The sequence below is a fragment of the Streptomyces sp. CA2R106 genome, from assembly GCF_037034245.1.
Taxonomy (GTDB): Bacteria; Actinomycetota; Actinomycetes; order Streptomycetales; family Streptomycetaceae; genus Actinacidiphila.
Genome location: NZ_JBAGKC010000015.1, coordinates 103567 through 128036, shown reverse-complemented (window position 1 = coordinate 128036; position 24470 = coordinate 103567). Strand labels below are relative to the sequence as shown.

Below are 24470 nucleotides of genomic sequence, written 5' to 3'. Positions count from 1 at the left end.
TGGGCGAGACCGCGGCCCCATCGACACCGTGCCGGCTTGGTAGGCCGTATGATCTCCCGATCGATCAAGGGGTATGTCCCTGGGGGTGGGAGTTCGTGCGCAGGTTCTTGGTGGGAGTCGCCGCCGCGGCCGTGGTGGCCGCGGGCGCGGTGGCCGGACCGGCGGTGCCGGCCGGGGCTGCCACGCCGACCGTGGCCTACAAGGGTGCCAACACCGCCGCCGTGCAGGACGACTTCAACGGCGACGGGTACCGCGACCTGGCCGTGGGGGCGCCCAGCGCCGCGGACGGGAGCGTGGAGAGCGCGGGCGCCGTGGTCGTGCTGTACGGCTCGGCGTCGGGGACGAGCGGTTCCCGCCGGACGGTGGTGACGCAGGCGAGCGAGGGCGTTCCGGGGGAGCCGGAGGCCTGGGACGGGTTCGGTGCCGCCACGGCGAGCGCGGACCTGGACGGAGACGGGTACGCGGACCTGATCGTGGGCACGCCCGACGAGGGCGTGGGCGACGCCGTCGGCCGCGGCACGGTCAACGTCATCTGGGGCGGGCCGAACGGCCTTTCCGGCGGCGGCACCCTGTCCGCGCCTTCCGGGTACGGTGCCGGCCGGACGTCATGCCGGTTCGGTGAGTCCCTGGCGGTCGGCGACCTCAACGGTGACGGCGCCCCCGATGTCGCCGTCGGTTCGCAGTGCGAGGGGGTCGTCTACACCGGCCCCTTCACCCGCACCGGCCGGTCGGCAGCCGTCCGGGACGGCATCAGCGGCGAGAGCAGGGGAGCGGTGATCGGTGATGTCGACGGCGACGGCACCTCCGAACTCTTCTGGCTGCCGGGCCTCGAGGACGGCAACGGGCGCGGCCCGGTCTACACCGACGACGGCACCGGCACCTTGTCCGGCGTCACCCGCCTCCCCCTCGCGCACGGCCTGACCGGCCAGATCGGGGACGTCAACGGAGACGGCTACGGCGACCTCGTCACCGGCTCGTACGACGACGACGCCGGCGACCCGTCGGCCGCCCACGTGGGCGGTGAGATCGAGGTGCTCTACGGCGGCCCGGACGGTATCTCCTCCAGTCGGACGCCGCAGGTCCTCTCCCAGGACACCGCGGACGTACCCGGCGCCGGCGAGCGAGGCGACGGCTTCGGCTACGCGCTCAGCGTCGGCGACACCGACGGCGACGGCTTCGCGGACGTGCTGGTCGGCGCGCCCGACGAGGCCATCGGGACCGTTGCCGAAGCGGGCATGGTGACGCTGCTGCGCGGCTCGGCCGCCGGCCTGACGGGCACGGGTTCCGCGGCCTGGGAGCAGAACACCGCGGACGTGCCCGGTGTGGCCGAGGAGGGCGACACCTTCGGCGCCGCCGTCCACCTCGCCGACCTCACCGGCGACGGCAGGGCGGAGGTCGTCGTCGGCGTCCCCGGCGAGGACACCGCCGGCTGCGTCTGGACCGCCCGGGGCGCCGCCGCGGGGCCCTCCGCCGTCGGGTCCACCACCATCTCCGGCCCCACCGCCGGAGTGACCTCGCTCGACGCCTCCCAACCGGGCTTCGGCTCCTCCTTCACCAGCCCGCACTTCGGGGGCTGAACCCCGCTCCGTCCGGCGTACCGCGCGCCCCCCGTTCACAGCCAGCCGCGGCGCATCGCCTGGGTGCCGGCCTGGAAGCGGCTGGTCGCGCCGAGCCGGTTCAGCAGGTGCGCGATGCGGCGGCGGAAGGTGCGCTGGCTGAGATCGAGCTGGCGGGCGATGGCCTCGTCCTTCATCCCGGCGTTCAGGAGTTGGAGCAGCGCACGGTCCTCGGGGGAGATCTCGGGATCGACCGGTTCGGCCGCGTCGGCGGCGGCGAAGACGGGCGTGGCCACGGCCCAGTGCGCTTCGAAGAGTTCCACCAGGGCGTCACTGAGCCCGGAGCGCCGGACGTACGCGGCGGTGGTGCGCTGCCCCGCGTCGGAGCCGGTGAGGGGGAGGATCGCCTCGCGCCGGTCCACGACGATCAGCTTGGTCGGCACGCGCGGGAGCACCCGGGCCTGCTCGCCCAGAGCGATCATCTCCCGCAGCACCCGGGCCCGTTCCGGCAGCGCCAGCACCTCGGTGGCGTACGCGGCGCGCACGCTCACGCCGCGTTCCAGGGCGGCCCGTTCGGACGGGGACGTGGTGTCGCCCGGTGAGACGTAGGGCGGCGCGTCGAAGGCGAGGATCTCGTCCTCCGCGCTGTTGACGAGCGACCCGACCCGCCGGGTTATCTCGTTGGGCCCCTCGATGACCTCCACGAGCAGACGGGGATCGGCCCGCAGCTTTCGCTCGTGGTAGTCGGCCGCGTACGTCTCCACCGCAGCGGCGACCCGCTCCAGTTCGCGCTGGCGTGCACGGATCAACCCGGTCAGCCCGGTGCGGGGATCGACGGGTTCGTAGCGCGCGGGCCGCCCCGGGTGGCACTGCGCGAGCCCTGCCGTCACGAGGCCGTCCAGGGCCTGGCGGGCGCGCGCGGGCGCCAGGTCGAGCAGGCCGGCCAGATGGCCCACGGTCAGCTGCTCCTCACGGAGCATCACCCCGTAGGCCCGCTCGGCCACCTCGTCGAGTCCGACCGGCTCCAGCATCGCGGCTCCTTGCGTCCCATTGCCCGGAAATGACCGCCGGACAGGTGGCCTGCTGCGGACAACGGCCGGAACAGGCCACCGGGTTCGTCCCCATCACCGGCGGCTGGCTGGAAAGGTACAGCCACCCCCTCTCGCGGTGACAAAGGAGTGACGGTTCGGATGAGATCCGCAGGCCAAGCCCTACGCGGCGGCGCACTGGCCGCTGCCCTGGCGGTAGCGACGGCGCTGCTGTCCGCACCGGCGGCGCACGCCGCCCCGGCCGCGCACGGACCCGTGCGTCTGAACGCCGCCAAGTTGGCGGAACTGAGCGCGAAGTACACCCGCAGCGCCGACGGTACCTCCGGGTTCGTCGCCGCGGCGGCGTCGGGAGACGACGCGTCCACGTCGTCGACGGCGCCCTCCTCGACGGCCGCCCCCTCGTCGACCGCCGCGTCCGGCACGTCGGCGGCCCCGGCGACGACCGCCATCGACCAGTCCACGACCTGGGAGAGCGCGCGCGGCTCCGTCTCCACCCTGGCCCTGAAGGGCACCGGGGACTGGGTGGCCCTGTCCGCCGGCGGCTCCGTCACCCGCTACGACGCCCACGGCGACCCGGTGTGGCAGCGCACCAGCGGCTCGCTCTACGACGACTGGAAGGTGGCGCCGGCGAACTCCTACCAGCCCCAGGCGTTCACCCCGGTGATGTCCGAGGGCTACAACCCCTACGAGCCGTCGTCGTCCGGCCGGCACCCCTTCGCCCAGGCCGACTTCAACGCTGACGGCGTCGCGGACGTCGCGGTCGCCTACTCGGTGGGCCAGTACCCGGCCCGGCCCTTCACCTCGCCCGGCTCCGACCTGCCGTCGGGCACGTTCGTCAACGTGCTCGACGGCCGCACCGGCCGCATGCTGTGGCACCAGCTCCTGCCGGGATACGTCGGCTCGCTCCTGGCACAGGACGGCAAGCTGATCGTCGCCGACACCACAGGACCGGACTGGGGCGACGACCCGGTGGCCACCCAGGGGGACAGCCGCAGTTCCCTGCTCGCCTACTCCTTCACCGCGCGCAGGAGCGGCGACGTCGCCGCCGAGAAGGCCTGGACGTACAGCACCGGCGCGCCCTGGGCCGACTGGACGGACATCGAGCCCCTGAACGACGGCCGGATCACGGTCGGTTGGACGGACACGCCCTTCGGCCTGGGCAACCCGAGGCCGGCGGCCGGCCACGTCCTGGTCGTGAGCACGGCCGGCGGCAAGGCCCTGGTCGACACCAGGACCCCGGGCTACCCGCGCATCCTCCAGCAGGACCCGGGCTCGGACCGGGTGTTGGTCGCCGAGCAGAACGACCCCTACGACGCGGTGCGGTGGGACCTGACGGCGGTGGACGCGCGCACCGGCGCGCGGACCGTACTGGCCTCGCGTGACAACACCATCCCCGAGGACTTCGTCGTCAACGGCCAGGCCCACGGCAAGCAGGCCCGCTACGCCGTCGCGGAACTCGGCATCAACGCCGACCTGAGCGACGGGCAGAGCACGATCTCCGGTTGGGACGCGGGCGGCGACACCGTGTGGACCCGGCAGACCGCCAGCACCGTCGGCAACCCCGACGCGCCCACCTTGTCGCTGGCCTACGACGCGTCAGGCCACGGCCAGGTCTACGCCGCCGTCGCCGACAACGTCGCGGACAGCGCGTCGGAGCCGGAGGGTGTCTACCACACCCAACTGCTCGCCGTGGACGCCCGGAACGGCTCTCTCGAGTGGCGCCGTGACGGCGACGTGACCGGCGACCAGGTGACCGCGTACCGGGGCGGTCTGCTCAGCGTCGGGCTGGACCTCAACGCCTGGACGCTGGACAAGGCCGACGGCAAGGCGGTCGACCTGCCGCTGTTCAGCGAGAACTACGGCGCGGCGTCCGTCGACGCCAACGGCGACGGCGTCAAGGACCTGATAGTCGGCGGCCAGAGCCACGGTGTCTTCGCCCTGGACGGCCGCTCCCTGAAGAACGCCAGGCCGACCGTCCTGTGGCACACCGCCGTCAGCGCGGCCGTCCACCAGATCCAGGTGGCGAACGTCGCCGACCGGCACGGCAGGACCGCCCCGCACGTCGTCGCCGCCACGTCCCACGGCTTCGCGGTGCTCGACCCCGCCACCGGCAAGGTCGGCGCCGACATCACCACGGGCTCCTTCCAGTACGGCCTGGCCGTCACCAGGGGCGAGATCGTCGCGACCGGTGCGAGCAGCGTCGCCGCCTACACCGCCGACGGCTCCCGGACGTGGCAGTACCGCCCGGTCGGCGTCGGCAGCAAGCAGGTCCTCTACTCCACCCCCGCCACCGACGGCCGGGGACGGCTCTTCCTGGAGTACGGGGGCGCCCGGTCGGCCTTCGGCACCGGACCGAGCGACCCCGCGCCGACCGCCGTGGCCCTGGACGCGGGCACCGGCGCGCAACTGTGGAGCGAGCAGCCCGCAAACACCGATACCGCCTCGGCCACCTGGATACAGCAGCAGGCCGGGGCCTTCGCCGGCACGGCGATCCCCGGCACCGGCGGCGCGGGGGTGGCGTTCGCCTTCGGCGGTGACAAGCCCGCCACCGGCAAGCACCGGGTGCAGATCGTGGACGCGGCCACCGGCAAGGTCGTCTCCGAGCACGACTCCACCGGAGCCAACACCTTCCAGGGCTTCGCCGCCTCGGCGAAGTACGGCCTGGTCGAACTGCACTCCTTCCAGATGACGGTCTACCCCGCCGACGGAAGCACGCCCTACGACGTCGGGACGCTCCCGAACAACCAGCAGGGCCTCTTCGCCACCACCACGGGCGGGAAGGAGACGTTCGTCGGGGCCGTCGGCGGCCTTGAGCAGTACGACCAGCCGTTCCCGAAGTCCGGCGACTACCTCTCCAGCACCAGCGAGGACTTCTCGCTGTACGCGGGCACCGCCACCGCAGTGGACCTGACCGGCGGCAAGGCCACCGACATCGTCGGCCTCCCGCTGGACAACGCCGCCTACGACCTCACCCTGAGCACCGGCGGGTTCGGCGCCGACATGATCGCGGTGGACAGCTACCCGCACGGCGTGACGGTCCAGCAGGTCTCCGACACCCCGCAGCCGGCCGGCGCCGCCACCCGCTCCGTCCAGCCGCGAAGCGGCAAGGCACCCAGGGACCTGGCCGCCAAGCAGAAGGGCGGCCAGGGCGACAGCGTGACGGCCGCCACCCCGTTCGCAGGCGCCACCCTGCCCACCACGGGTACCGCCACCCCGTCGCTGGAGGTCAAGTCGACCGTCGCGGCCCGGGCGGACGACACCGGCGAACCCACCAAGGGCTACACCCCGCAGCAGATCCAGGCCCGGCTGGGACTGACCGGCGACGGCACCGGACAGAAGATCGCCATCGTCGACGCCTACGACTACCCGACCGCGAAGGACGACCTGAACCACTTCGCCGGCCACTTCGGCCTGCCGCAGACCTGCGACAGCGTCCCGGCCGGCACCGACTGCTTCGACTTCCAGCAGGTGTACGCCGACGGCACCCGGCCGGCCGCCGACGCCAACTGGGAGGAAGAGGAGGCCCTCGACATCGAGTGGGCGCACTCCGTGGCACCGCACGCCGAGATCGTCCTGGTGGAAGCGGCCGACGCCTCCGCCGCCGGGCTCTACCAGGCCGTCGACAAGGCCGCCTCGCTGCACCCGGCCGCCGTCAGCGACAGCTGGGGCATGCCGGAGTTCTCCGAGGAGTCCTTCTACGACGACCACTGCGCGCTCAGCGACTCCGTGTGCACCCAGTCCACCGGGGACGCCGGCTACCCGGCCGGCTACTCCAGCACCAACCCCTACGCGCTGGCCATCGGCGGCACGAGCCTCCAGTTGGACGCCGACGGCACCACCCTCGGTGAGACCGCCTGGTCCTCGACCGGCGGCGGCCTCAGCTACTTCGAGAAGCGCCCGGCCTACCAGAAGGGCGTGCAGGGCGCGCAGTACCGTGCCACCCCGGACGTCAGCTTCGTCGCGGACCCGAACACCGGCGTGGCCGTCTACACGAGTGCCGGCGGAAGCCCGGTGTGGATGGAGGTCGGCGGCACCAGCCTGTCCGCGCCGTCCTGGGCCGCCCTGATCAGCGCGGCCGACCAGCTCCGCGCCCAGGCGGGCAAGGCGCCGCTGGCCGCGGCCGGACCGCAGGGCGACACCGCCCACACCGATGTGTACGCCCTGGGCCCCCGGCTCGACGACGTCACCGCGGGTTCCAACGGCCTGTGCGGCGCCGAGTGCACCGCGGGCCCCGGGTACGACACCGTGACCGGCCTCGGATCTCCGCTGGCCGGCGTCGACACCGCGCTCGCCGCGATGAGGTGACGGCCCCCGGCCGGGCCGCCCCTGTCCGGGCGGCCCGGCCGGATGCCGCGGGCCCGGGTGCCCGCGGGCCCGGGTGTCCCGGGGGCTGTCAGCGTTTGGCGGCTGCCGCGGTGCGCTTGCGCTGCTGGTGCCAGACCTGTTTCTGGATCAGCGTCGTGAGCAGGCCGGCCACGATGATGCCCGCGAGGTTGAGGGCCAACTGCCATGCGGAGCCGAGCACTTCGTGCCAGGAGGTGTAGGACAGGGCGAGCGCGGCGTTCGCGGCCGCCGGGACCGTCGTCACGGAGATCGCGACGCCGACCAGCGCGCCGGACTTCGCCGAGGTCAGGGAGAGCATCCCGGCGATGCCGGCCAGCAGGGCCACCACGAAGGAGTCGGCGGTCGGCTGCCAGATGAACTGGGTGGCGGGGTGCGGCCGGTCGAACTGCGAGCGGCTGAACAGCCCGAGCAGGTCGAGGAGCGCGCCGAACGCGCCGGTGACCAGCATCGCCGTCAGGAACCCGATGACCAGGGCCTTGGCCGACTGCCGGACGAGCCTGGTCCTGCGGAGTATCAGCCCGGTGCAGATCCCGGCCAGCGGACCGAACTCCGGACCCACCACCATCGCACCCACGATCAGGATGGAACTGTCCAGCATGACCCCGTAGGCGGCGAGCATCGTCGCCACGGAGAGGAACGCGAGATACGTGACGGTGAGGGTGGACTCCTCCTCGGTCAGGTGCGCCATCGAGTCCCACAGCACCGCGTCCGCGCCCTCTCCGGGGGCGGCCCGTTCCGCCGCGTCCGATCTGCGGGACAGGCGTCATGTCGACGGAGTCCACCGCGATCAGCCCGTCCTCCTCCAGACCGAGCCGGCGCAGCCCGGTGAGCAGCGGGTCCGCCGCCTCGCGGGCGACGTCACAGGTCACCACGTCACCGGGCGGGTCCAGGGCGGCACCCTTGAGCACGGTCAGGTGGGTCGCGCCCACGGTCGCGGTGATCAGCTCGGTGGCCGCGCCGGTACGGTCCGCGGGGACGATCAGGCGGAACTGGAGCACGGAGCCTGCCTCCTGCGGGCGTTCGGTGACGGCGCGGCGACCCGTCGCCGCCGTTCTGCCGGCTCGCAGTCTAGGCGACCTCCAGGCACGACCCGCGCCTCGTGCGGAACACCGCGACCCCCATACGACGCCCCCGAAGTTCTGGGCCATGGGAACGAACGACCGACGCGCACGGCACCCGGGACGACCCGCCGGGGCACTCCTCCGGAGCAAGGCGCGGCCGACTGGGCTCGATCGGTATCGCCCGAGCCGTTCACACCGCGCGCCTCCCGCGACGAAGGGGAAGACGCATGTCTGAGGGGCAGTTGGCGAAAACCGGCGCAGGGCTGGGCACCGTCACCGTACTGGGGTTCGCCGTCGGCGAGATGTGGCTGCTCGCCGTGGCCGCCGCGATCGTCGTGACCGGTGTCGTGATGCTGCGGCTCACGTGGCGGCGCAACCGCCCCGCCGGATCATGAGCGGGAACGAACGGCGCGGCAGCGGCACCGGCCGGCGACGCGTGCCCAGGCAGTTCGGCACCATCCGCGTCAGACCCGTCTCCGCGCGCGGCCGCCGCGTGCTGGCCGCGGCCACCGTCACCGCGCCGGCCCTCGGCTACCTCGTCCTGCGCCGGGTGGACGCCTTCACCTCCCTCGGCGGCGGGGGCCGGCCTCCCTTCGTCCTCCTGTACTCCCTGACCTGCCTGTGGCTGCTGTGGCAGACGCTGCTGGCCTACGCCGAACGCCCGTACCGGGCGTCCCCGGCGCAGCAGGCCGTCCTGGACGCCTCCCACGTCTGCGTCCTGATCCCCGTCTACAACGAGGACCCGCTGCTGCTGCGGCGCTCCTTGCAGCCCCTGCTGGACCAGACGCGGCTTCCGGACTCGGTGAACGTCACCGACGACGGAAGCAGCGTCGGCTACGAGGCCGTGCGGGAGTGGTTCGAACCGGCCGCGGCCGATGCGGGCGTCCGGGTCGTCTGGCAGCGCACCGACAACCGCGGCAAGCGGCACGCCCAGCTCACCGCCGCCGCGGCGAGCCCGGACGCGGACTACTTCGTGACCATCGACTCCGACGCCGAACTCGACCGGCTCGCGCTCGACGAACTGCACCAGCCCTTCGCGGACGCCGAGGTGCAGTCGGTGGCCGCCGTGGTCCTGTCGGCCAATGCCCACACCAACTGGCTGACCCGCCTGTTCGACCTGTACGCGGTCAGTTGGCAGCTCAACGAGCGCTCCGCGCAGTCGGTCCTGGGCTCCGTCGTGGTCAACACCGGGGGCTGCGCCTCCTACCGGGCGCAGGTGCTGCGGGACAACGCCGACGCCTACCTCAATGAGACGTTCATGGGGCGGCCCGTCACCTTCTCCGACGACTCCCTGCTGACGCTCCTGGCCAAGCTCCGCGGCAAAACGGTCCAGCAGCCGACCGCGTACGCCCGCGCCACCATGCCGCAGAACCTCAGCCACCACCTCCGCCAGCAGATCCGCTGGATGCGCGGCTCCGCGATCCGCTCCTTCTGGCGCGTGAGGTACCTCCCGCTCAAGGGCTACGCCTTCTGGAACCAGGCACTCAACTGGTTCATCACCCTGGCCACCGCCGCGGTCTTCACCTGGTTCATCCTCCTGCAACCGATCAGCAGGACAGCCCCGCTGGCGGTCCTTCTCCTCATGCCCATCGCGCTCGGCTACCTCCACAGCCTGCGCTACCTGGCCATCCGCCCCGACAACGAACGACTCCGCACCCGACTGCTCGTCTTCGCCTGCGCCCCCCTGATGACCCTGTGGAGCCTCACGGTCCTGCGCGCCGTGCGCTGGTACGGCTTGGCGACCTGCGCCCGCACCGGCTGGCTCACCCGCGAGACCGTGGAAGTGTACGCAGACGGCGCGGTGCCCCTGCCCTCCGGCCCGCACCGCACCGCGGCGGGGGCCGCACCGCGGGCGTCCGACTGACCGGCATCGCGACCACCGGCTTGCTTCGGGGAGCGGCGCCCTACCTCGCCGCTCCCTCGGCCTCCGCCTCGTGCGCCGCGTGCACGCGCAGTACGTTCTCCACGACGTCCGGAAACCGCTGGAGCGCCTCGTCGCGCAGGGACACGAAACACCGCGTCCCCTCCATGCGGTGCCAGGTCAGGCCCGCTTCCCGGAGCGTCCGCATGTGATGGCTGACGGTCGAGGGCCCTACTCCCAGCTGGAAGTCCTCCCGCACGTGCTCCCGGTGATCGGACAGCACCGTCATGATCCGCAGCCGAGCCGGGTCGCCGAGGGCGGACAGGACCTGGGCGAGCGGAATCCCCTGCGGATCGGGGTGACGCAGCTGACGTGGCATAGGGACAGCCTACATACATCGATGTTCGACGAATATCGATGTATGGTCGATCCGCATCCGCCGCGGACTCTGTCGCGGGCTCTGTCGCGGACCCACGTCCGCCGGATGCGGACCTGCCACCCGAAGGAAGGGAACGCGAGGCGATGGACTTCCTCGTACGCATCAACACCTCTCGCGCATCCGAACTGCCCCCCGGTGAACGCGAGGACCTCATCAAGCGGGAGCGCGTCCGCGGACGCGAGCTCATGAGCCAGGGCGTGCTGCGCCACTTCTGGCGCCTGCCCGGTCAGCGCGCCAACGTCGGCATCTGGACCGCCCCTGACGCCGACGCCCTGGAAGAGGCGCTGGAGAGCCTGCCCGTACGCCCGTACGCCGACATCGACATCACGCTCCTTGCCACGCACCCCATGACGATCGAGGCCGCGGCCGCGTCCTGACGAACGCGCCACCAGGGATGCCGCCGGCGCCACTGGCGGGCATCCGCGGCGCGGAGCGGCGCCCCGCCCCCTCAGAGCGAAGGCGCCGCTCCACGTCAGGAACGCCCGCTGCGGAGCGTACGGTTCACCCCTTGCGTACGAGGGTCCGCAGCTCGTCCGTGGTGATGAGGTGGGCGCGGGAGGGGAAGACCTTGGTGATCAGGGTGGAGTGCGCCTCGGGGTCGTAGTCGGCGACACCGTCGGACAGCACGTAGACGCGGTAGTCGCGGTCGGCGGCGTCGAGCAGTGTGGACAGGACGACGCCGCTGGTGGTGACGCCGCTGAGGACGAGGGTGTCGATGCCCCGGGCGAGGAACTTGTCCGCAACCTGGAAGTGGCGACCCGGCCGCGACCGGAAGACCAATGATCCCGGACGGGCGGGCGGGTGGGCGAGGGCCGCTGTCGCTGCGCTTCCAGATCAGTCGGACTGGCCGGAAACGTCCTGTGCCTGTCCGCCGCGCGCCCCGTATGGCAGCCAGCACTCCAGTGCCATGTCCGCGATGTCCTGGAGTTCGTCGCGGCTGAGGCCGCTGGCGGCCTGGACGGCGATGCCGAACGCCACCGTCATCACGTGTCGGGCGAGCCGCCGGGGGTCGGCGTCGCGCGGCAGATCGCTCTCGTCGACGGCCCGCCGGAAACGCTCCTCAAGGCGCAGAGCGCCGGTGTTCCGCCACTCGACCAGCATGTCGTGCGCGGGACGCCCCGCTTCGCTCGACGCCAACGCGCCCTGCACGCCCAGGCACCCCGCAGGGCAGCCCGGGCGTGTCGTGGTCCGGACCGCTCCATGGAGGATCGCCTCGGCCACGCCTCGTGCGGTCGGCTCCTCGAGGGCGCGCGTGCCGTAGTCGGCCGGGCCCTCGCTGTAGCGCTCCAGGGCTTTGCGGAACAGTTCCTTTTTGTCGCCGAAGGCCGCGTACAGGCTTGGCTTCGTGATGCCCATGGCCTTGGTCAGATCGGTGAGGCTGACCCCTTCGTATCCCCGTTCCCAGAACAGCTGCATGGCGCGCTCAAGCGCCTCGTCGATGTCGAATTCCCGAGGCCGACCCATGACGGCGTTCCGCGAACCAGCCATGTGTGCAGGCTACTCCACTACGAGCGGTGATCTGGGCTGAAATGTATACCGATCGGACTAGAAGACGTATGCCCTTGGATGCCCTTGGTTCCCACCCGCGACGGCGGTCGTTGCGGGCTTCGCGGAAGGCGTCGTCGCGGGTCGCCCGCGGTCGCGTGCGGCATACCCGCATCGTCGGCTTGGCAACTTCTATTCCGGTCGGAATAGAAGTCGGGGGGTCGAGGTTCCCCTCCCTGGACGCCGCCGCGAGCGAGCAGAGCGGGGGAGCGTCCACGTCATCAGCACCCAGTACCGCCCGATCGCGGGCGACAGAGAGGCACCATGTCTGACACCGACCTGCGCGACATCGAAGCGCTCGACGCCCGTAAGCCCGACGGCATCGCTGTCGTCACCGGCGGCAGCCGCGGCATCGGAGCCGCCATCGCCGACCGTCTCGGCGCCGAGGGGTACACCGTCGCAGTCCACTACCGCCAGGACGAGGCCGCCGCGGCCGACGTCGTGGGGAAGATCGTCGCGGCCGGTGGCGCGGCGTTCTCCTTCGCCGCCGACCTGGCCGAACCCGACTCCGGCACCGCCTTCTGGGCCGCCTACGACGCGGCCGCGGGCGAGTTGCGCGACGCGCCCGTGCGGATACTGGTGAACAACGCCGGGATCGTCGTCGACGGCGTCATCGAGGAGACCTCCGCCGAGGACGTCAACCGCCTGCTGCAGATCAACGCCACCGCGCCATTTCTGATCATCAAGGAAGCACTGCCGCGCCTGGCCGACGGCGGACGCGTGGTGAACGTCTCCTCAGGCGCCGCCCGCCTCCCCATGCCCGGCATCATCGGATACACCATGTCCAAGGGAGCCCTCGAAGCTCTCACGGGCCCGCTCGCCCAGCACCTCGGCCCGCGCGGCATCACCGTCAACGCCATCCGCCCCGGCACCACCGACACCGACATGAACGCCCACTGGTTGCGCGGGAACTCCGAGGCCATCGCCGGCCGCGTCGCGGCCCGCGCTCTCCGCCGCATGGGCGATCCCACCGACGTCGGCGATGTCGTCGTCCTTCTCGCCTCCCACGACGCCCGGTGGATCACGGGCCAGATCATCGACGCCACCGGCGGCGAGCGCCTGTAGCCGGCGCCCCTCCGCGGACAGGGGCGTGCACCGCCGCTACGGCGACGCGGAGACCGGCGTCGTAGACGCGGTGCACGCCTGCGGCCGCGGCGGCTTGATGACCGGCCCGGAAGTCCGCGTCCACGGCGGCGCCGGCCAGGTCGCGTCCCGGCGGGGTGCGCCGCCCACGCGCAGCGCACCCCGCCGGGCCCCAACCCGCGTGACGGGGTGTTCAGTTCGCGGGCGCGCGGCACGGTCGGGCGGGCGTGAAGCGGCCATGGCGCAAGGGATCAGGCCGGACCGACCAGTCGGACGACGCGCGCCGCGTCTCCCCATGACAACGTGAAACCCGCGCCCCCGTGCCCGTAGCAGGCGAACACCGGCCGGTCGTACCCGGCCACGGATTCAAGGCGCACGCTCGAACGGGCCGGGCGAAGGCCCACCGCACGCGAGAGCACCCGCTGGCCGACCAGGGCGGGGACGAGCCGCTCCACCCGGCGCAAGATCGCCTGCTCCGTCTGCGAGTCGACCTGCTCATCCCATGAGCCTGGTTCTCCCGTACCGCCGCACACCACGTCGTGGTCACGCGGTACGACGTACGTCAGGCCCTCGGGGTTGTCGTCGTCGGTGACCCACTCGGTAAGCCCCGGGTTGGCCAGGCGGACCACCTGGCCGCGGATGGGGTACGTCTGGTCGTCGTCGCCCAGGAGCGCGGCCGAGCGCATCCCGGCGGCCACCACAAGGGCATCGGGCTGCTCCTGATCGAGCACCCGCCGCAGGGACCGGACCTCGGCGGTGCGCACCGGCACGCCCAGGTCCAGCACCGCGCTGTGCAGCCAGCGCAGGTAGACGTCGGTCAGAGCAAGCGGCACGGTGCAGCGCACGCCCGAGACCCCGGCATCGGTGACTACGCCAGTGGGCAGTTGCGAGGCGTCGAGCCACTGGTACCGGGGCACGGCACGCGTCCATGACGTGTCCGCATCGGCATCGCGCACCAGTACCGTCCCGGGGCGCATGCGTACTCCCGTGCCGGGCTGGGACGCCAACTGCTTCAGCCGCTGGTAGGTCGCCCGAGCCGAGTCCAGCACCGGCGCGGAGGCGTGTACGTCGTGCGGGAACCAGATCGCCGCCGCCACGCCCGACACGCTCGCCCACGCTTCCTGCGCGGCCAGCACCTGCACGCGGTGGCCGGCCACCGCCAGTTCGTGGGCGATGCACAGCCCGATGACTCCGGCGCCGACCACGGTGATCTCAGCCACGGGGCCCATCGTAGCGACGGCGCCGCGCGGTCCGCTGCGGACGGTCCGCACCATATTTGCGAGATAGAACGTTCGGTCTTGACTCGCACGCGGGGGAGCGCTTCTCATGGCACCACCGAACGTTCTGAACGTCCGCCCTCGTTGGGCGGGTCCGGGTCCACCGGACTGTCGCAGGACGGGTGTGCCGCTCCCACCTTCGCCGAGTTCTCCAGCACAGAGGTGCCCTGCCATGACGAAACGCCCTCAGCTCGACCGTCTGACGGACGCCCTGCGGCGGACCATCCCCGCAGGTCGGGTGGTGACCACCGGGCCGCAGTACGAGACCGGCCGGCACGTCTGGAACGGCGCGGTGTCCGCTCGTCCCGGCGTGATCGTCCGGAGCGCCGACACGGCCGAGGTAGCGACCGCCGTACGGGCCGCGCGCGCGTTCGGAGTGCCTCTCACGGTGCGGGGCGGCGGCCACGACTGGGCCGGGAGGGCAGTGAGCGACGGCGGCCTGACCATCGACCTCTCCGGTCTGCGCCGGGTGACGGTCGATCCGGGGACGAGGGTCGCCGAGGTGGCGGGAGGGGCTACTGCCGCCGACCTCGTCGCCGCCGCTCACCCCTTCGGCCTGACGGCGGCGACCGGCACCGCCGGTTCGGTCGGCATGGCGGGCCTGACCCTCGGTGGCGGTTACGGGCCGCTCAGCGGCCGTTTCGGACTCGCCCTGGACAACCTGCTGTCCGCGGAAGTGGTGCTCTCCGACGGCTCGGTCGTCACGGCCGACGCCGAACGGGAGCCGGAGCTGTTCTGGGCCCTGCGCGGCGGTGGCGGGAACTTCGGCGCCGTCACCTCCATGCGGGTACGTCTGCACGCCGTGCCGACGCTGCTGTCCGGCATGGTGCTGTACCCCTGGGAGCAGGCCGGGTCCGTCCTGGCCGGCCTGGCGGACGTGCTGGACGGGAGCCCGGACGAGCTGACCGTGCAGTCCGGCGTCCTGTCCGGCCCCGACGGCAAGCCCGTGGTGTTCCTCTCGCCGACCTGGAGCGGCGACGACGTCAAGGCGGGAGAGCACGAGCTGGCACGGTTGTCCCGACTGGGCACACCCGCCCTCTCCCAGATCGCCCCCGCCACCATGCCCGCGATGCTCGCGGCCATCGACGCGCAGTTCCCCTCCGGCCGGCACGTCGAGATCCGCACACGTTCCGTTCGCTCCCTGACCTCGGGAGTACGGGACATGCTGAGCCGAGCGGGCTCCACCCTGACCTCGCCGTATTCGGCCGTGTCCGTGCACAGCCTGCACGGTGCCGCGACCCGGGTACCCGTCGGGGACACGGCGTTCGGCAACCGCGACGCGCACCTCATGATCGAGATCATCGCCCAGTGGGAGCCCGGCGACCCCGGTGCGGCGGCCCACCGTGACTGGGCCGACGGCCTGGCGGATGCGCTGGAGCCCGAGGCGCTGCCGGGCGGCTACCCCAACCTCCTCGGTCCGGACGCGGTCGGACAGATCGCACACGCCTACGGCCCCCACAACGAGCGGCTGCTCACCGCCAAGCACCGGTACGACCCCTACGCCGTCTTCAAGGCCACCCCTCTACCCGACCCGTCCCGGACCCGGTGACGGCCCTCGCGGCAGACGGCCCGCGTCCCGCCTTCCCGCGCACACGCGCTGCGGACAACCCAGCCCAGGCGGGCAACCCCGCGCGGCGGGCAACCCCGCGCGGCGGGCAACCCCGCGCGGCGGGCAATACCGCGCGGCGGGCAACTCCGCTTCCGCGCGCCTCGTTTCCCGCTGCCACCGACGACGGAGACAGACCGTTGAACCTGCGCGACCACATGATCCGCTACGCGCCGATCACCTGCTTTCTGGGAGCCGCGACTGTGCTGACCGTTCCTCAGGCCATGGCGGCGGGCGTCCCCGCGAACGCCGAATCCGTCAGCGGCACGGTGGGCACGGCCAAGCCGCTCGGCGCGCTGGGTCCGCTGACGCATCTCGTCATCCAGCGCATTCTCGTGAGCGATGACGTGGCGGCGTCGAAGTTCGGCACCGGCTCACCCGTCGAGGACCCGGTACGCGAGGCGCAGGTGTTGGAGCAGGTCCGCACCCGGGCTGAGGCTTCGGGGGTGGACCCGGAGACGGCGGTGGCGTTCTTCCAGGACCAGATCACCGCGAGCAAGGTCGTACAGCAGGGCCTGTTCGCCCGCTGGACCGCACACCCGCGGGAAGCGCCCACGACGCCTCCCGACCTCGGACCGACGCGCGAGCGCCTCGACCAGCTGACCACGGCCCTGCTCCAGGAGCTCAAGGACACAGAGCACTTGCGCGACGAACTCGTGGCCTGCACGGTGCAGTTGGCCGTGGCCACCGGGTCGGGGACCGCGCTCGAGGGCCTGGACACGCTCCATCGCCAGGCCCTGGCCGTCGCGACAGGCTCCGTGTGCCGCCACGGCCAGTGACCGGACACCGCGGCATCCGGCCCGTGCGCGGCGCCGAGGCGAAGCGTGCGCGCGAACGGGGCGATCAGCGGGCGAGGCGGGGGAGGAGTGCCTCGGCGTTGATGCGGTCGATGGCTTCGGCCTGGCCCGGGGTGCGGTCGGGATAGGTCTCGAGGAAGTGGTTGTAGTAGGTGCCGGCCTCCTGCGGGGCGAAGGGCCAGTCGCTGCCGTAGAGGACGTGGCCGGGTTCGGCGAAGGCGAGCAGGGCCGGCAGGGCGGATGGGCTCGCGGACAGGGCGGTGTCGAAGTAGAACCGCTTCAGGTCGCGCAGGATGTCGTCCGCCTTGCGGTCCCGGTCCACGACGGTGGAGGTGAGGCCGGAGAAGCGGTAGGCGGCGTACGGCAGGAAGCCGCCGCCGTGGGAGAGGATGACCCGCACGTCGCGGTACCGGTCCATGACGCCGTTCAGCACCATGTTCAGGGCGGTGCGGGTGGTGTCGAAGACGTAGTCCGCGAGCGGGGCGGGAGTGCCGGGCAGCAGTGTCATCGGCGGCTGCGCCGGGTGGACGAAGACGTTCGCGGCGCGGCGGTCCAGTTCGGCCCACAGGGGCTCGAAGTCCGGGTCGCCGAGGTACTTGCCGTGGGCGTTGGACATCAGGACCACGCCGTCTGCGCCGAGGACGTCGAGGGCGTGGACGGCCTCGTCGACGGCAGCGTCGACGTCGGGCAGCGGGATGCTGGCGAAGTGGCCGAACCGGTCCGGGTCGTCCTTGACGACCTCGGCGCCGTACTCGTTGACGGCGCGGGCCAGATCGCGGGCGGCCGCGTCGTCGCCGAGGTGGACGCCGGGCGAGGTGACGGACATGACGCCGGTGGCGATGCCCTGCTGGTCCATCATCGCGATCGCGCTCCGCGGGCTCCAGGCGGGAATGGCCCAGCCGCCGGAGTCCAGGCCGCGCGCGGCCAGGGTGTCGGCCCAGACCGGCGGGACGATGTGCTGGTGGACATCGATGCGTGCGGGGAAGTCCATGACTGCGAGCCTCCTAAAAGTTAGCTTGCTAATTAATTCATTGAGTAAGCTAACAGTCATGCGGGAGTCGAGCAAGCACGAAGAGGCGGACCTCCAGGACTCGGCCGGGGACGAGGCGGGCGTGCCGGAGCTGGCACAGGCCGCCGACCGGCTGTTCTATGCCATGCGCCGCTCTCGGGCGGCCACCATGGGCCGCTCCGGGGCAAGGCTCTCCATGGCGCAGCTCGCCCTGCTGGAACCCCTCGCCCCGGACGCTGGGAGCGAGGGCCTGCCGGTCGGCAGGCTCGCCGTCACCGCCGAGGTCAGCGTCCCCACCGCCACCCGCATGCTCAAGCAGCTCGAAGCGGTGGGCGTGGTCACGCGGCAGCGCTCCCCGCACGACGAGCGTCAGGTCCTCATCCGCCTCACCGAGGACGGCGCCGACCGGCTCGCGGCGATGCGGGCGGAACTGCGGGCGCGCCAGTCCAAGGCGCTGGCGCACTTCACACCGCGGGAACGCCGCGAACTCGCCGCGCAGCTCGACCGCCTCGCCGGCGTCATCGGCGACACCGTCCCCCGGCCGGCCGAAGGGGAGTCCGCGCGGCGCTGAGCCTCTTCCCGCGGGTGGGTCAGCGGGTGCGTTCGCAGTGGCGGTGTGCTTTTGCGCGGTTGCCGCAGACGGCCATCGAGCACCAGCGGGCGCGGTTGGCACGGCTGCGGTCGAGCCGGAACAACTGGCACGCGTCGTTGCTCCCGCGCCCAGCGTCTGCCTCCGGCCGGGGTGCCGAGCGCGTCCTGTTCGTACGTCGGCGCCGCCGTCGAACGACTGCGCACACCGCGTGGGCGCCCCGGTCCACCGCGCCCACCGGCAGGTCAGGGCCGTAGCAACGCGCCCTGAAGTCGCTCACCATACGTCCCGCCCGCTCCCGCGGGGACCACACGCCGATCCTCGACCGGATGCAGGTCGAGTGGGCCGCGTAGGCGGACCGGCAGCTACGGGCAAGGACGCCTCCGGGGTGGGCGGCGATGCCGCTATCGAGCCCCGGGACCGTGTGTCGGAATGCTGTGCGGCTTCGGCTTCGGCTTCGGCTTCGACCTGGCCGTACCAGCGCCCGGCCGCCGTGTGAAGGACACGGCTGCCGGGCGCTGGCCGCACGGGGGCAGGTTCGGCGGTCAGGGCAGATAGGTGTTCGTCCAGTCGCCGGCGCCGACCTCCGCCGTTTGCGGTAGCGCGCCGAGGGAGTTGATGAACGTCAGCGCGGTACGCCAGCCCGCCGGCGTCATCGTGGCCCGGGCCGGCCAGTCCACCAGCCGCAGACTCGACGAGAGCACCCCCGCCGGGACCCCCGGCAGCGCCTTCCGCGCCACGGCCTGCACCGCGGGCGAGTCGAGATGGGCGTTCATGGACGCCGTCGCCTGCTGCACCGCGGTGGCGAACTTCCGTGCGGTGGCGGCGTGCTGGCCGAGATAGCTGCTGCGTGCCACCACCACCTCGCTGTAGCCGGTGCGCGCGTTGGACCAGACCGGCACCTTCGTCGCGTCCGCGACGACCACACCGTCGCCCTCCGCCTGGATCTGGAGCGGCGCCGGCTCGGAGGTGGTGAACCAGTCGATCTGGTGGCTCTTCAGCGCGGCCTTGTCCGCGGCCGGGGTCGGCAGCGAGACCCACTTCACCCCGTCCGGGGCGACTCCGTACGCCTTGAGGAACAGCCCGGCCTCGGCCTTGGTGTTGCTGGAACTGGCGCCACCGGTCGACCCGGCCAGCGCCTTCGCGACCTGCGCGGCCGGGGTGGCGGCGGTCAGGCCGTGCGCCTTGGCGAACGAGGTTCCCACGATCAGCCCCAGCGGATTGCCGACGCCGTCGGCGGCGATCGCCTTCACCGGGACGTGCTGGGCGACGGCCGAGGCGAAGTCGGTGGGGCTGTCGTTGAGGAACTGCACCGAGCCCGACTCCAGCGCGGATATGCCCGTCGCGGCCGTCAGCGTCACGAACTTGACCTTCAGGCCCTGCCGGGCGAAGTAGCCGTTCGCCTCGGCCAGCCGAATCGGCAGCTCGAAGATGTTGCTGCCGACGCCCACCGTGACGGTGCTGCCCGAGCCGGCGTCCCCGCCGCCGCAGGCGCTCAGCAGCCCCGCGGCCAGCACGGCGGCGGTGCACACGGCCCCCGCGCGCATCCGCCCGGGCCGCCGCCACCTGCCCGGCGCGCGCCGGCGCCGGCCGTCCGGGGCGTGCGCGTCGTGCGGTGTGTACGGGATGAGGTGTCGCAACATCGGAACTCCTGTCACCGTGCCTGCGGGTGGAAAGGACGCGCCTCCGGGGGAGGAGCGCGGGAGCGGTGGGGTCGGTTCGGCGGGATCGGGGCGGTCCGCGCCATGTCGCCGCACGCGTCGCGCGGGAAGGCGGTCGGCGAGCAGCTTCGGGAGGTGTCCGGGCGGGGTGTCGGATCGGCCGCGCCGGGCGGTGGGCTGACGTGGTGGGCCGGCGGTGCGGCGGGGGTCAGGGGATCGCTTCGGCGGGGTGGCGGGCTGCCGCGTCGCACGGCTCGTACGGGTCGCCCTCGGCCGCCTGTTCCGCGGCCTGTTCCGCTGCGTGGACGGTGTTGGCCAGCAGCATGGCGATCGTCATCGGGCCGACGCCGCCGGGGACGGGGGTGATGCGGCCGGCGACGCCGCCGAGTTCGGCGGTACGGGCGTCACCGCGCAGGCCCTCGGGGGTGCGGTGGATGCCGACATCGATGACGGTGGCGCCCGGGGTGATGTGCTCGGGGCCGATCAGGCCCTGCACCCCGGCGGCCACCACCACGATGTCCGCGGCGCGGGTCGCGGCCGGCAGGTCCGCGGTGGCGGCGTGCGCCACGGTGACCGTGGCCCCGCGGTGCAGCAGCAGCTGCGCCAGCGGGCGGCCGACCAGTTCGCCCCAGCCGACGACGGCGACGCACGCGCCGGCCAGTTCGATCCCCTCGGCGTCGAGCAGCGCGACGATCCCGCTCGGGGTGCAGGGGCGCAGCCCGGGCACCCCGCGGGCGAGCCGGCCGGCGCTGCCGGTGGTGAGGCCGTCGACGTCCTTGGCGACCGGGATGCGGTCGATCAGGTCGGCCGCCGACAGGTGGGGCGGCAGCGGGAGTTGGAGGAGGATGCCGGAGGCCGCCGGGTCCGCGGCGAAACCGTCGACCACCGCGGCGACCTCTTCCCGGGTGGCGGTGGCCGGCAGGTGGCGGTGCAGGTCGCGGATGCCCGCCGCCCGTACGGCGCGGCGCTTCGCGGCGACGTACACCGCGCTGGCCGGGTCGTCGCCGACGAGGATCGTGGCCAGGCCGGGGATGGTCCCGGCCGCGGCCAGCCGGGCCGCGTCCGCGGCGACCCGGGCCCGGACGGCGCGGGCGGTCCTGGTGCCGTCGATGGTGAGGGTCATGGGCGAACCCGCTTTCTGCCGACGGCCGTTGCGCGGCACCCCCGGCGCAGGGCGGTCAGGTGAAGACGATGGTGTGGTTGCCGTCGCGGACCACCCGGTCCTCGGCGTGCCAGAGCACCGCGCGGGAGAGCACGGCCCGCTCCACGTCGGCGCCGCGGCGGGCGAGGTCGGCGGCGGTGTCGGCGTGGGTGACGCGCACCACGTCCTGCTCGATGATCGGCCCCTCGTCCAGTTCGGGCGTCACGTAGTGGGCGGTGGCGCCGACGAGCTTCACCCCGCGCTCCTTGGCCCGGGCGTACGGCCCGGCGCCGATGAACGCGGGCAGGAAGGAGTGGTGGATGTTGATGATCGGCACCCCCAGCCGCTCGATGACGTCCGCGGAAAGGATCTGCATGTAGCGGGCGAGGACCACGAAGTCGACGTTGCCCTTCAGCAGCCGCACATGCTCGGCCTCGGCGGCGGACTTGTCGGGCCCGGCGGAGGGCACGTGGAAGAAGGGGATGCCGAAGTTCCGCACCTCCTCGGCGAGGTCGGGGTGGTTGGAGACCACCATGGGGATGCTGACCGGCAGTTGGCCCTGCCGGTGCCGCCACAGCAGGTCCAGCAGGCAGTGGTCGGACTTGGACGCGAAGACCGCCATCCGCTGGGGCACGGACAGGTCGCGCAGGGTGTAGCCGAGTCCGTAGCGGCGGGCCAGGGCGTCCAGGGCGGTGCGCAGGCCCGGCAGCGCGGCCCGCAGGCCGGCCGCCGTGAACACCGCGCGCTGGAAGAAGGTGCCCTGCCCGGACCCGTCGGAGTACTGGTCGAGGGCCACGATGTTCGCGCCGCGCTCGCTGAGCAGCGAGGTGACGGCGGCCACGATGCCCGGGGCGTCGGCGCCCTTGACGATCAGGACGGCCGGGTGGCCCGCGGGGGCCGGGTCGCCCGGCGCTGCCTGCTCGGCTTTCTTCGTCGGTGCGGCGGCGGTCATACGCCGGCCTCCTTCGCGAAGTCGGCGACCCAGCGGGCGGTCGCCCCCAGCCCGCCGAACGTGTAGAAGTGGACCGTGACGTCGCCGTGCCGCGCCGGCTCGTACCCCTCGGCGAGGGCCCGCAGGAAGCGGTCCGGCCCCGCGGTGCCCATCAGGTGGGTGAGCGACAGCCCGTACTTGCGGGCGATCGACGCGCTGGTGCCGACCCCGAACCGGGCCGCGTACGCCATCAGGCGCCGCACCCCCGCCGGTCCCGGCACCCCGACCCGCACCGGCAGCGCCACCCCGCGGCCGCGGGCCTGCTCGATCCAGCCGAGCACGGCCTCGGCGTCGAAGCCGAACTGGGTGACGACGCTGCCGGCGAGCCCCTGCCCCGCCAGTGCGGCGGCCTTCCCGGCGAGCGCCGACCACAGCACGTGGTCGGGGATGGCGGGATGGCCCTCGGGGTAGCCGGCGACGGCGGCGCGCCGGACCCCGTACCGCGCGAGCAGCCCGGAGTCGATGAGCGAGCGGGCGTCCGGGTAGGGGCCCTCGGGCACGGCGGGGTCGCCGCCCACCACGAGGACGTCCGCGCAGGCGCCCTCCGCCCGCAGCGCGCCGAGGAACTCCTCGAAGGCCGGCCGCGACGGCAGCCGCCGGGCCGACAGGTGCGGCACCGGCACGAACCCCAGCCGGCGCACCGCCCGCGCGGCCGCCACCCGCGTCGGAAGGTCCTCGCTGCCGAGGAAGGTGACGTGGATGCGCGTGCCCGGCGGGATGCCCGGCGCCGCGTCCGCCAGGCCGGCGACGTCCTTCCCGGTCATCTCCAGGGAGAAGTCCGCCAGCAGCGGGGTGCGCAGCGCCGGGGCTGCCGATGTGTCAGGACGCATGGTGCTCCTTGGTGGGGAGGGGCGGGCGGCCGCGGCCCGCCGGCGGACGGCGCTCGCGCGGCTCACGCCTGCGCGGCGGCGCGGTACTTGGTGCGCGCGAAGCGGTCCAGCGGCGCGGACTCCACGGTGGCGCGGACCTCCACCTGGTCGTGCGGCTCCACGGCCGGCTTCGCCGAGCAGGGGCTCTCCCCCCACACCACCCGCACCTCGGTGCCCGGCCGCGCGACCTCCTCGTCGACGACGGCCAGCGACACCACGGCCTGGTCGCGCACGACGTAGCCGCAGTCCATCGAGATGCCCGCCTGGCGCCCGCCGGCCAGCACCGTGTCCATCTGGAACTGGCCGTACCGCGCCTTGGGCATGTCGAAGTACTTGTAGGTGGGCCCGGGCGTCCACAGCGAAGAGAACAGCCGGGCCGCGTCGTCGGGGTGCCAGACCAGCGTCACCTTGTGCCGGTGCGGGCGCTCGGCGCGGGCCCGCAGCGCGTCGCGGCCGACGAAGTCGTGGTCGAACTTCACCAGCCGGCCGTAGCCGAGGTCGTAGGGCGTGACGTAGTAGTCGGTGATGTCCGGCGAGGCCATGCTGCCGCCCAGCGAACCCGCGCTGGTGGCGGGCAGCCACGCCCGGTAGGCGGCGAGGTCGTCGCCGGTGAAGATCGCCGGCAGCGGGCCGGGTATCCAGCCGGACTCCAGGTTCGCGGTGGAGTACGCCGCCGAGCCGACCCGCTTGATGCCGAACTCCTCGCCGGCCCGCAGGATCGCCTCGTAGACGGCCGCGCCCTCCTCCCACGGCCCGAACAGCTCGAAGCCGACCTGCCCGGCCATGCCGTGCCGGACCGCGCGGGCCCGGTGCCCGGCGATCGTCAGCGTGGTCATGCCGAAGAACCGCACGTCGGGCAGCGGTTGCCCGGTGAGCTTCTCCACCAGCGGGCCGGCCGAGGGGCCCTGCACCTCGTACCGGTACAGCTTCGGCGGGCGGCCGCCGCGCTGCACGGACTGCGGGTCGCGCTCCAGGGTCACGTCCCAGTCGCCGGTGCGCGCGTTGAACTCGACCCAGTCGATGACGGTCCGCCGCCCGACCAGGTCGACCGAGGTGTCGTCGAGCCCGAACAGCACCGCGTCGCCGATGTAGTGGCCGTCGCCGTTCACCGCGACGAACTGCTTGGCCCGGTCCCGGCCGAACCCGGCGAAGCTGTTCACGCCCAGGCGCTCCAGCAGCCGGACGGTGTCCGGGCCCTGGATGAACAGGTCGGTCATGTGGTGCGACTGGTCCATCAGCGCGCAGGAGGTGTGCCACGCGAGCGCCTCCTCCCGCCAGTTGGTGAACTCCCGCGGTACGAAGCCCAGGCCGTGCGAGAACGCCCGGATCGGCTGGTCGCGGATCAGGTCGACGGCGCTGCCGACGCGGTCGATCGCCGCCTGGAGACTCTCGGGTGCGCTGTGGTCCACGGTGTGCCTTCCGTCAGGGGAGGGGGACGGCGCCGCACCGGCCCGGTGGGGTGACCGGTCGCGGCGCCGGGACCACGTTCGCACCGCGGCGTACGGCGGATCACGGGCGCGCAGCCCAAAGCCGGACCCCCGCTCGTTGTGGCCTGGCACAGTGCCGGTGCCGGGCCCGCTTCCGCGCACCGC

General features: G+C 73.0%; 20 protein-coding genes and 2 pseudogenes. 9 read left to right on the top strand and 13 right to left on the bottom strand.

Translation table 11 applies throughout. From position 1 onward, the window contains the following. Nucleotides 1-95: 95 nt before the first annotated feature. Nucleotides 96-1577 carry an FG-GAP-like repeat-containing protein gene (locus tag WA788_RS21670; RefSeq protein WP_335979802.1) on the top strand — a complete coding sequence of 494 codons (1482 nt, stop codon included), beginning with the start codon at nt 96-98 and terminating at the stop codon, nt 1575-1577. Between the two features lie 35 nt (nt 1578-1612). Here the strand turns inward: WA788_RS21670 and WA788_RS21665 are convergent, their stop codons facing one another. Then, nucleotides 1613-2587: a helix-turn-helix domain-containing protein gene (locus WA788_RS21665; RefSeq protein WP_335979800.1), complete on the bottom strand. Its 975-nt coding sequence runs from the start codon at nt 2585-2587 to the stop codon at nt 1613-1615. 159 nt (nt 2588-2746) lie between these two features. Here WA788_RS21665 and WA788_RS21660 point away from each other — a divergent pair, with 159 nt between their 5' ends. Further along, a complete protein-coding gene (locus WA788_RS21660) occupies nt 2747-6910 on the top strand; it encodes a S53 family peptidase (RefSeq protein ID WP_335979798.1) in 4164 nt (1387 codons plus the stop codon). 88 nt (nt 6911-6998) lie between these two features. On the opposite strand, the pseudogene WA788_RS21655 reads toward WA788_RS21660, so the two are convergent. Continuing rightward, nucleotides 6999-7947: pseudogene (locus WA788_RS21655) on the bottom strand (DUF389 domain-containing protein). 290 nt (nt 7948-8237) lie between these two features. Between WA788_RS21655 and WA788_RS21650 the strand changes: the two are divergent. Together WA788_RS21650 and WA788_RS21645 are read left to right on the top strand one after the other, a co-directional pair. Beyond that, nucleotides 8238-8405, top strand: coding sequence for a hypothetical protein (locus tag WA788_RS21650; protein ID WP_335979796.1), 168 nt, complete (start codon nt 8238-8240; stop codon nt 8403-8405). Further along, on the top strand, nt 8402-9874 hold the full coding sequence (locus tag WA788_RS21645; RefSeq protein ID WP_335979793.1) for a glycosyltransferase: 1473 nt from the start codon (nt 8402-8404) through the stop codon (nt 9872-9874). Before WA788_RS21650 ends, WA788_RS21645 begins: the two co-directional genes overlap by 4 nt. A gap of 40 nt (nt 9875-9914) precedes the next feature. On the opposite strand, the gene WA788_RS21640 is transcribed toward WA788_RS21645, so the two are convergent. Further along, nucleotides 9915-10250 carry an ArsR/SmtB family transcription factor gene (locus WA788_RS21640; RefSeq protein ID WP_335979791.1) on the bottom strand — a complete coding sequence of 112 codons (336 nt, stop codon included), beginning with the start codon at nt 10248-10250 and terminating at the stop codon, nt 9915-9917. 143 nt (nt 10251-10393) lie between these two features. On the opposite strand from WA788_RS21640, the gene WA788_RS21635 reads away from it, so the two are divergent. Next, nucleotides 10394-10687 (top strand): muconolactone Delta-isomerase family protein, encoded by a 294-nt coding sequence (locus tag WA788_RS21635; protein ID WP_335979789.1) that lies wholly within the window; start codon nt 10394-10396, stop codon nt 10685-10687. Between the two features lie 124 nt (nt 10688-10811). Here WA788_RS21635 and WA788_RS21630 read toward each other — a convergent pair whose 3' ends face one another. Further along, the gene (locus WA788_RS21630; protein ID WP_443034076.1) at nt 10812-11090 is read right to left on the bottom strand and encodes an isochorismatase family protein; all 279 of its coding nucleotides are present in this window, start codon (nt 11088-11090) and stop codon (nt 10812-10814) included. A 54-nt stretch (nt 11091-11144) separates the two neighbouring features. Beyond that, nucleotides 11145-11798, bottom strand: a complete 654-nt coding sequence (locus WA788_RS21625; protein ID WP_335979788.1) for a TetR/AcrR family transcriptional regulator — start codon at nt 11796-11798, stop codon at nt 11145-11147. Nucleotides 11799-12119: 321 nt separating this feature from the next. Between WA788_RS21625 and WA788_RS21620 the strand changes: the two genes are divergently transcribed. Further along, a complete protein-coding gene (locus WA788_RS21620) occupies nt 12120-12920 on the top strand; it encodes an SDR family NAD(P)-dependent oxidoreductase (RefSeq protein WP_335979786.1) in 801 nt (266 codons plus the stop codon). A gap of 269 nt (nt 12921-13189) precedes the next feature. On the opposite strand, the gene WA788_RS21615 is transcribed toward WA788_RS21620, so the two are convergent. After that, nucleotides 13190-14158, bottom strand: a complete 969-nt coding sequence (locus WA788_RS21615) for an FAD-dependent oxidoreductase (protein ID WP_335979784.1) — start codon at nt 14156-14158, stop codon at nt 13190-13192. A 229-nt stretch (nt 14159-14387) separates the two neighbouring features. Between WA788_RS21615 and WA788_RS21610 the strand changes: the two genes are divergently transcribed. Together WA788_RS21610 and WA788_RS21605 are read left to right on the top strand one after the other, a co-directional pair. Next, complete coding sequence (locus WA788_RS21610) at nt 14388-15764, top strand: FAD-binding oxidoreductase (protein ID WP_335979782.1); 1377 nt, start codon at nt 14388-14390, stop codon at nt 15762-15764. Between the two features lie 197 nt (nt 15765-15961). After that, complete coding sequence (locus WA788_RS21605; RefSeq protein WP_335979780.1) at nt 15962-16600, top strand: chorismate mutase; 639 nt, start codon at nt 15962-15964, stop codon at nt 16598-16600. 64 nt (nt 16601-16664) lie between these two features. Here WA788_RS21605 and WA788_RS21600 read toward each other — a convergent pair whose 3' ends face one another. Further along, nucleotides 16665-17609: an amidohydrolase family protein gene (locus WA788_RS21600; RefSeq protein WP_335979779.1), complete on the bottom strand. Its 945-nt coding sequence runs from the start codon at nt 17607-17609 to the stop codon at nt 16665-16667. Nucleotides 17610-17667: 58 nt separating this feature from the next. Here WA788_RS21600 and WA788_RS21595 point away from each other — a divergent pair, with 58 nt between their 5' ends. After that, nucleotides 17668-18198 carry a MarR family winged helix-turn-helix transcriptional regulator gene (locus tag WA788_RS21595; RefSeq protein ID WP_335979777.1) on the top strand — a complete coding sequence of 177 codons (531 nt, stop codon included), beginning with the start codon at nt 17668-17670 and terminating at the stop codon, nt 18196-18198. A 19-nt stretch (nt 18199-18217) separates the two neighbouring features. On the opposite strand, the pseudogene WA788_RS21590 reads toward WA788_RS21595, so the two are convergent. From WA788_RS21590 to WA788_RS21565, 6 genes and pseudogenes are all read right to left on the bottom strand, one after another. Then, nucleotides 18218-18340, bottom strand: a pseudogene (locus tag WA788_RS21590) (CGNR zinc finger domain-containing protein); the annotation flags it as partial. Between the two features lie 421 nt (nt 18341-18761). Further along, on the bottom strand, nt 18762-19859 hold the full coding sequence (locus WA788_RS21585) for an ABC transporter substrate-binding protein (RefSeq protein WP_335979774.1): 1098 nt from the start codon (nt 19857-19859) through the stop codon (nt 18762-18764). A 226-nt stretch (nt 19860-20085) separates the two neighbouring features. Then, on the bottom strand, nt 20086-21000 hold the full coding sequence (locus tag WA788_RS21580; RefSeq protein ID WP_335979773.1) for a bifunctional 5,10-methylenetetrahydrofolate dehydrogenase/5,10-methenyltetrahydrofolate cyclohydrolase: 915 nt from the start codon (nt 20998-21000) through the stop codon (nt 20086-20088). Between the two features lie 55 nt (nt 21001-21055). Next, nucleotides 21056-21970, bottom strand: coding sequence for a formyltetrahydrofolate deformylase (purU, locus tag WA788_RS21575; protein WP_335979772.1), 915 nt, complete (start codon nt 21968-21970; stop codon nt 21056-21058). Next, complete coding sequence (locus tag WA788_RS21570; RefSeq protein WP_335979770.1) at nt 21967-22839, bottom strand: methylenetetrahydrofolate reductase; 873 nt, start codon at nt 22837-22839, stop codon at nt 21967-21969. Before WA788_RS21570 ends, purU begins: the two co-directional genes overlap by 4 nt. A gap of 62 nt (nt 22840-22901) precedes the next feature. Beyond that, nucleotides 22902-24287 (bottom strand): aminomethyl transferase family protein, encoded by a 1386-nt coding sequence (locus WA788_RS21565; protein WP_335979769.1) that lies wholly within the window; start codon nt 24285-24287, stop codon nt 22902-22904. Nucleotides 24288-24470: the final 183 nt, after the last annotated feature.

Coding starts and splice junctions, on each gene's coding strand:
- WA788_RS21635 (WP_335979789.1), top strand. CDS start 10,394: ATGGACTTCCTCGTACGCATCAACACCTCTCGCGCATCCGAACTGCCC.
- WA788_RS21660 (WP_335979798.1), top strand. CDS start 2,747: ATGAGATCCGCAGGCCAAGCCCTACGCGGCGGCGCACTGGCCGCTGCC.
- WA788_RS21595 (WP_335979777.1), top strand. CDS start 17,668: ATGCGGGAGTCGAGCAAGCACGAAGAGGCGGACCTCCAGGACTCGGCC.
- WA788_RS21610 (WP_335979782.1), top strand. CDS start 14,388: ATGACGAAACGCCCTCAGCTCGACCGTCTGACGGACGCCCTGCGGCGG.
- WA788_RS21580 (WP_335979773.1), bottom strand. CDS start 21,000: ATGACCCTCACCATCGACGGCACCAGGACCGCCCGCGCCGTCCGGGCC.
- purU (WP_335979772.1), bottom strand. CDS start 21,970: ATGACCGCCGCCGCACCGACGAAGAAAGCCGAGCAGGCAGCGCCGGGC.
- WA788_RS21585 (WP_335979774.1), bottom strand. CDS start 19,859: ATGTTGCGACACCTCATCCCGTACACACCGCACGACGCGCACGCCCCG.
- WA788_RS21650 (WP_335979796.1), top strand. CDS start 8,238: ATGTCTGAGGGGCAGTTGGCGAAAACCGGCGCAGGGCTGGGCACCGTC.
- WA788_RS21665 (WP_335979800.1), bottom strand. CDS start 2,587: ATGCTGGAGCCGGTCGGACTCGACGAGGTGGCCGAGCGGGCCTACGGG.
- WA788_RS21620 (WP_335979786.1), top strand. CDS start 12,120: ATGTCTGACACCGACCTGCGCGACATCGAAGCGCTCGACGCCCGTAAG.
- WA788_RS21600 (WP_335979779.1), bottom strand. CDS start 17,609: ATGGACTTCCCCGCACGCATCGATGTCCACCAGCACATCGTCCCGCCG.
- WA788_RS21640 (WP_335979791.1), bottom strand. CDS start 10,250: ATGCCACGTCAGCTGCGTCACCCCGATCCGCAGGGGATTCCGCTCGCC.
- WA788_RS21645 (WP_335979793.1), top strand. CDS start 8,402: ATGAGCGGGAACGAACGGCGCGGCAGCGGCACCGGCCGGCGACGCGTG.
- WA788_RS21625 (WP_335979788.1), bottom strand. CDS start 11,798: ATGGCTGGTTCGCGGAACGCCGTCATGGGTCGGCCTCGGGAATTCGAC.
- WA788_RS21570 (WP_335979770.1), bottom strand. CDS start 22,839: ATGCGTCCTGACACATCGGCAGCCCCGGCGCTGCGCACCCCGCTGCTG.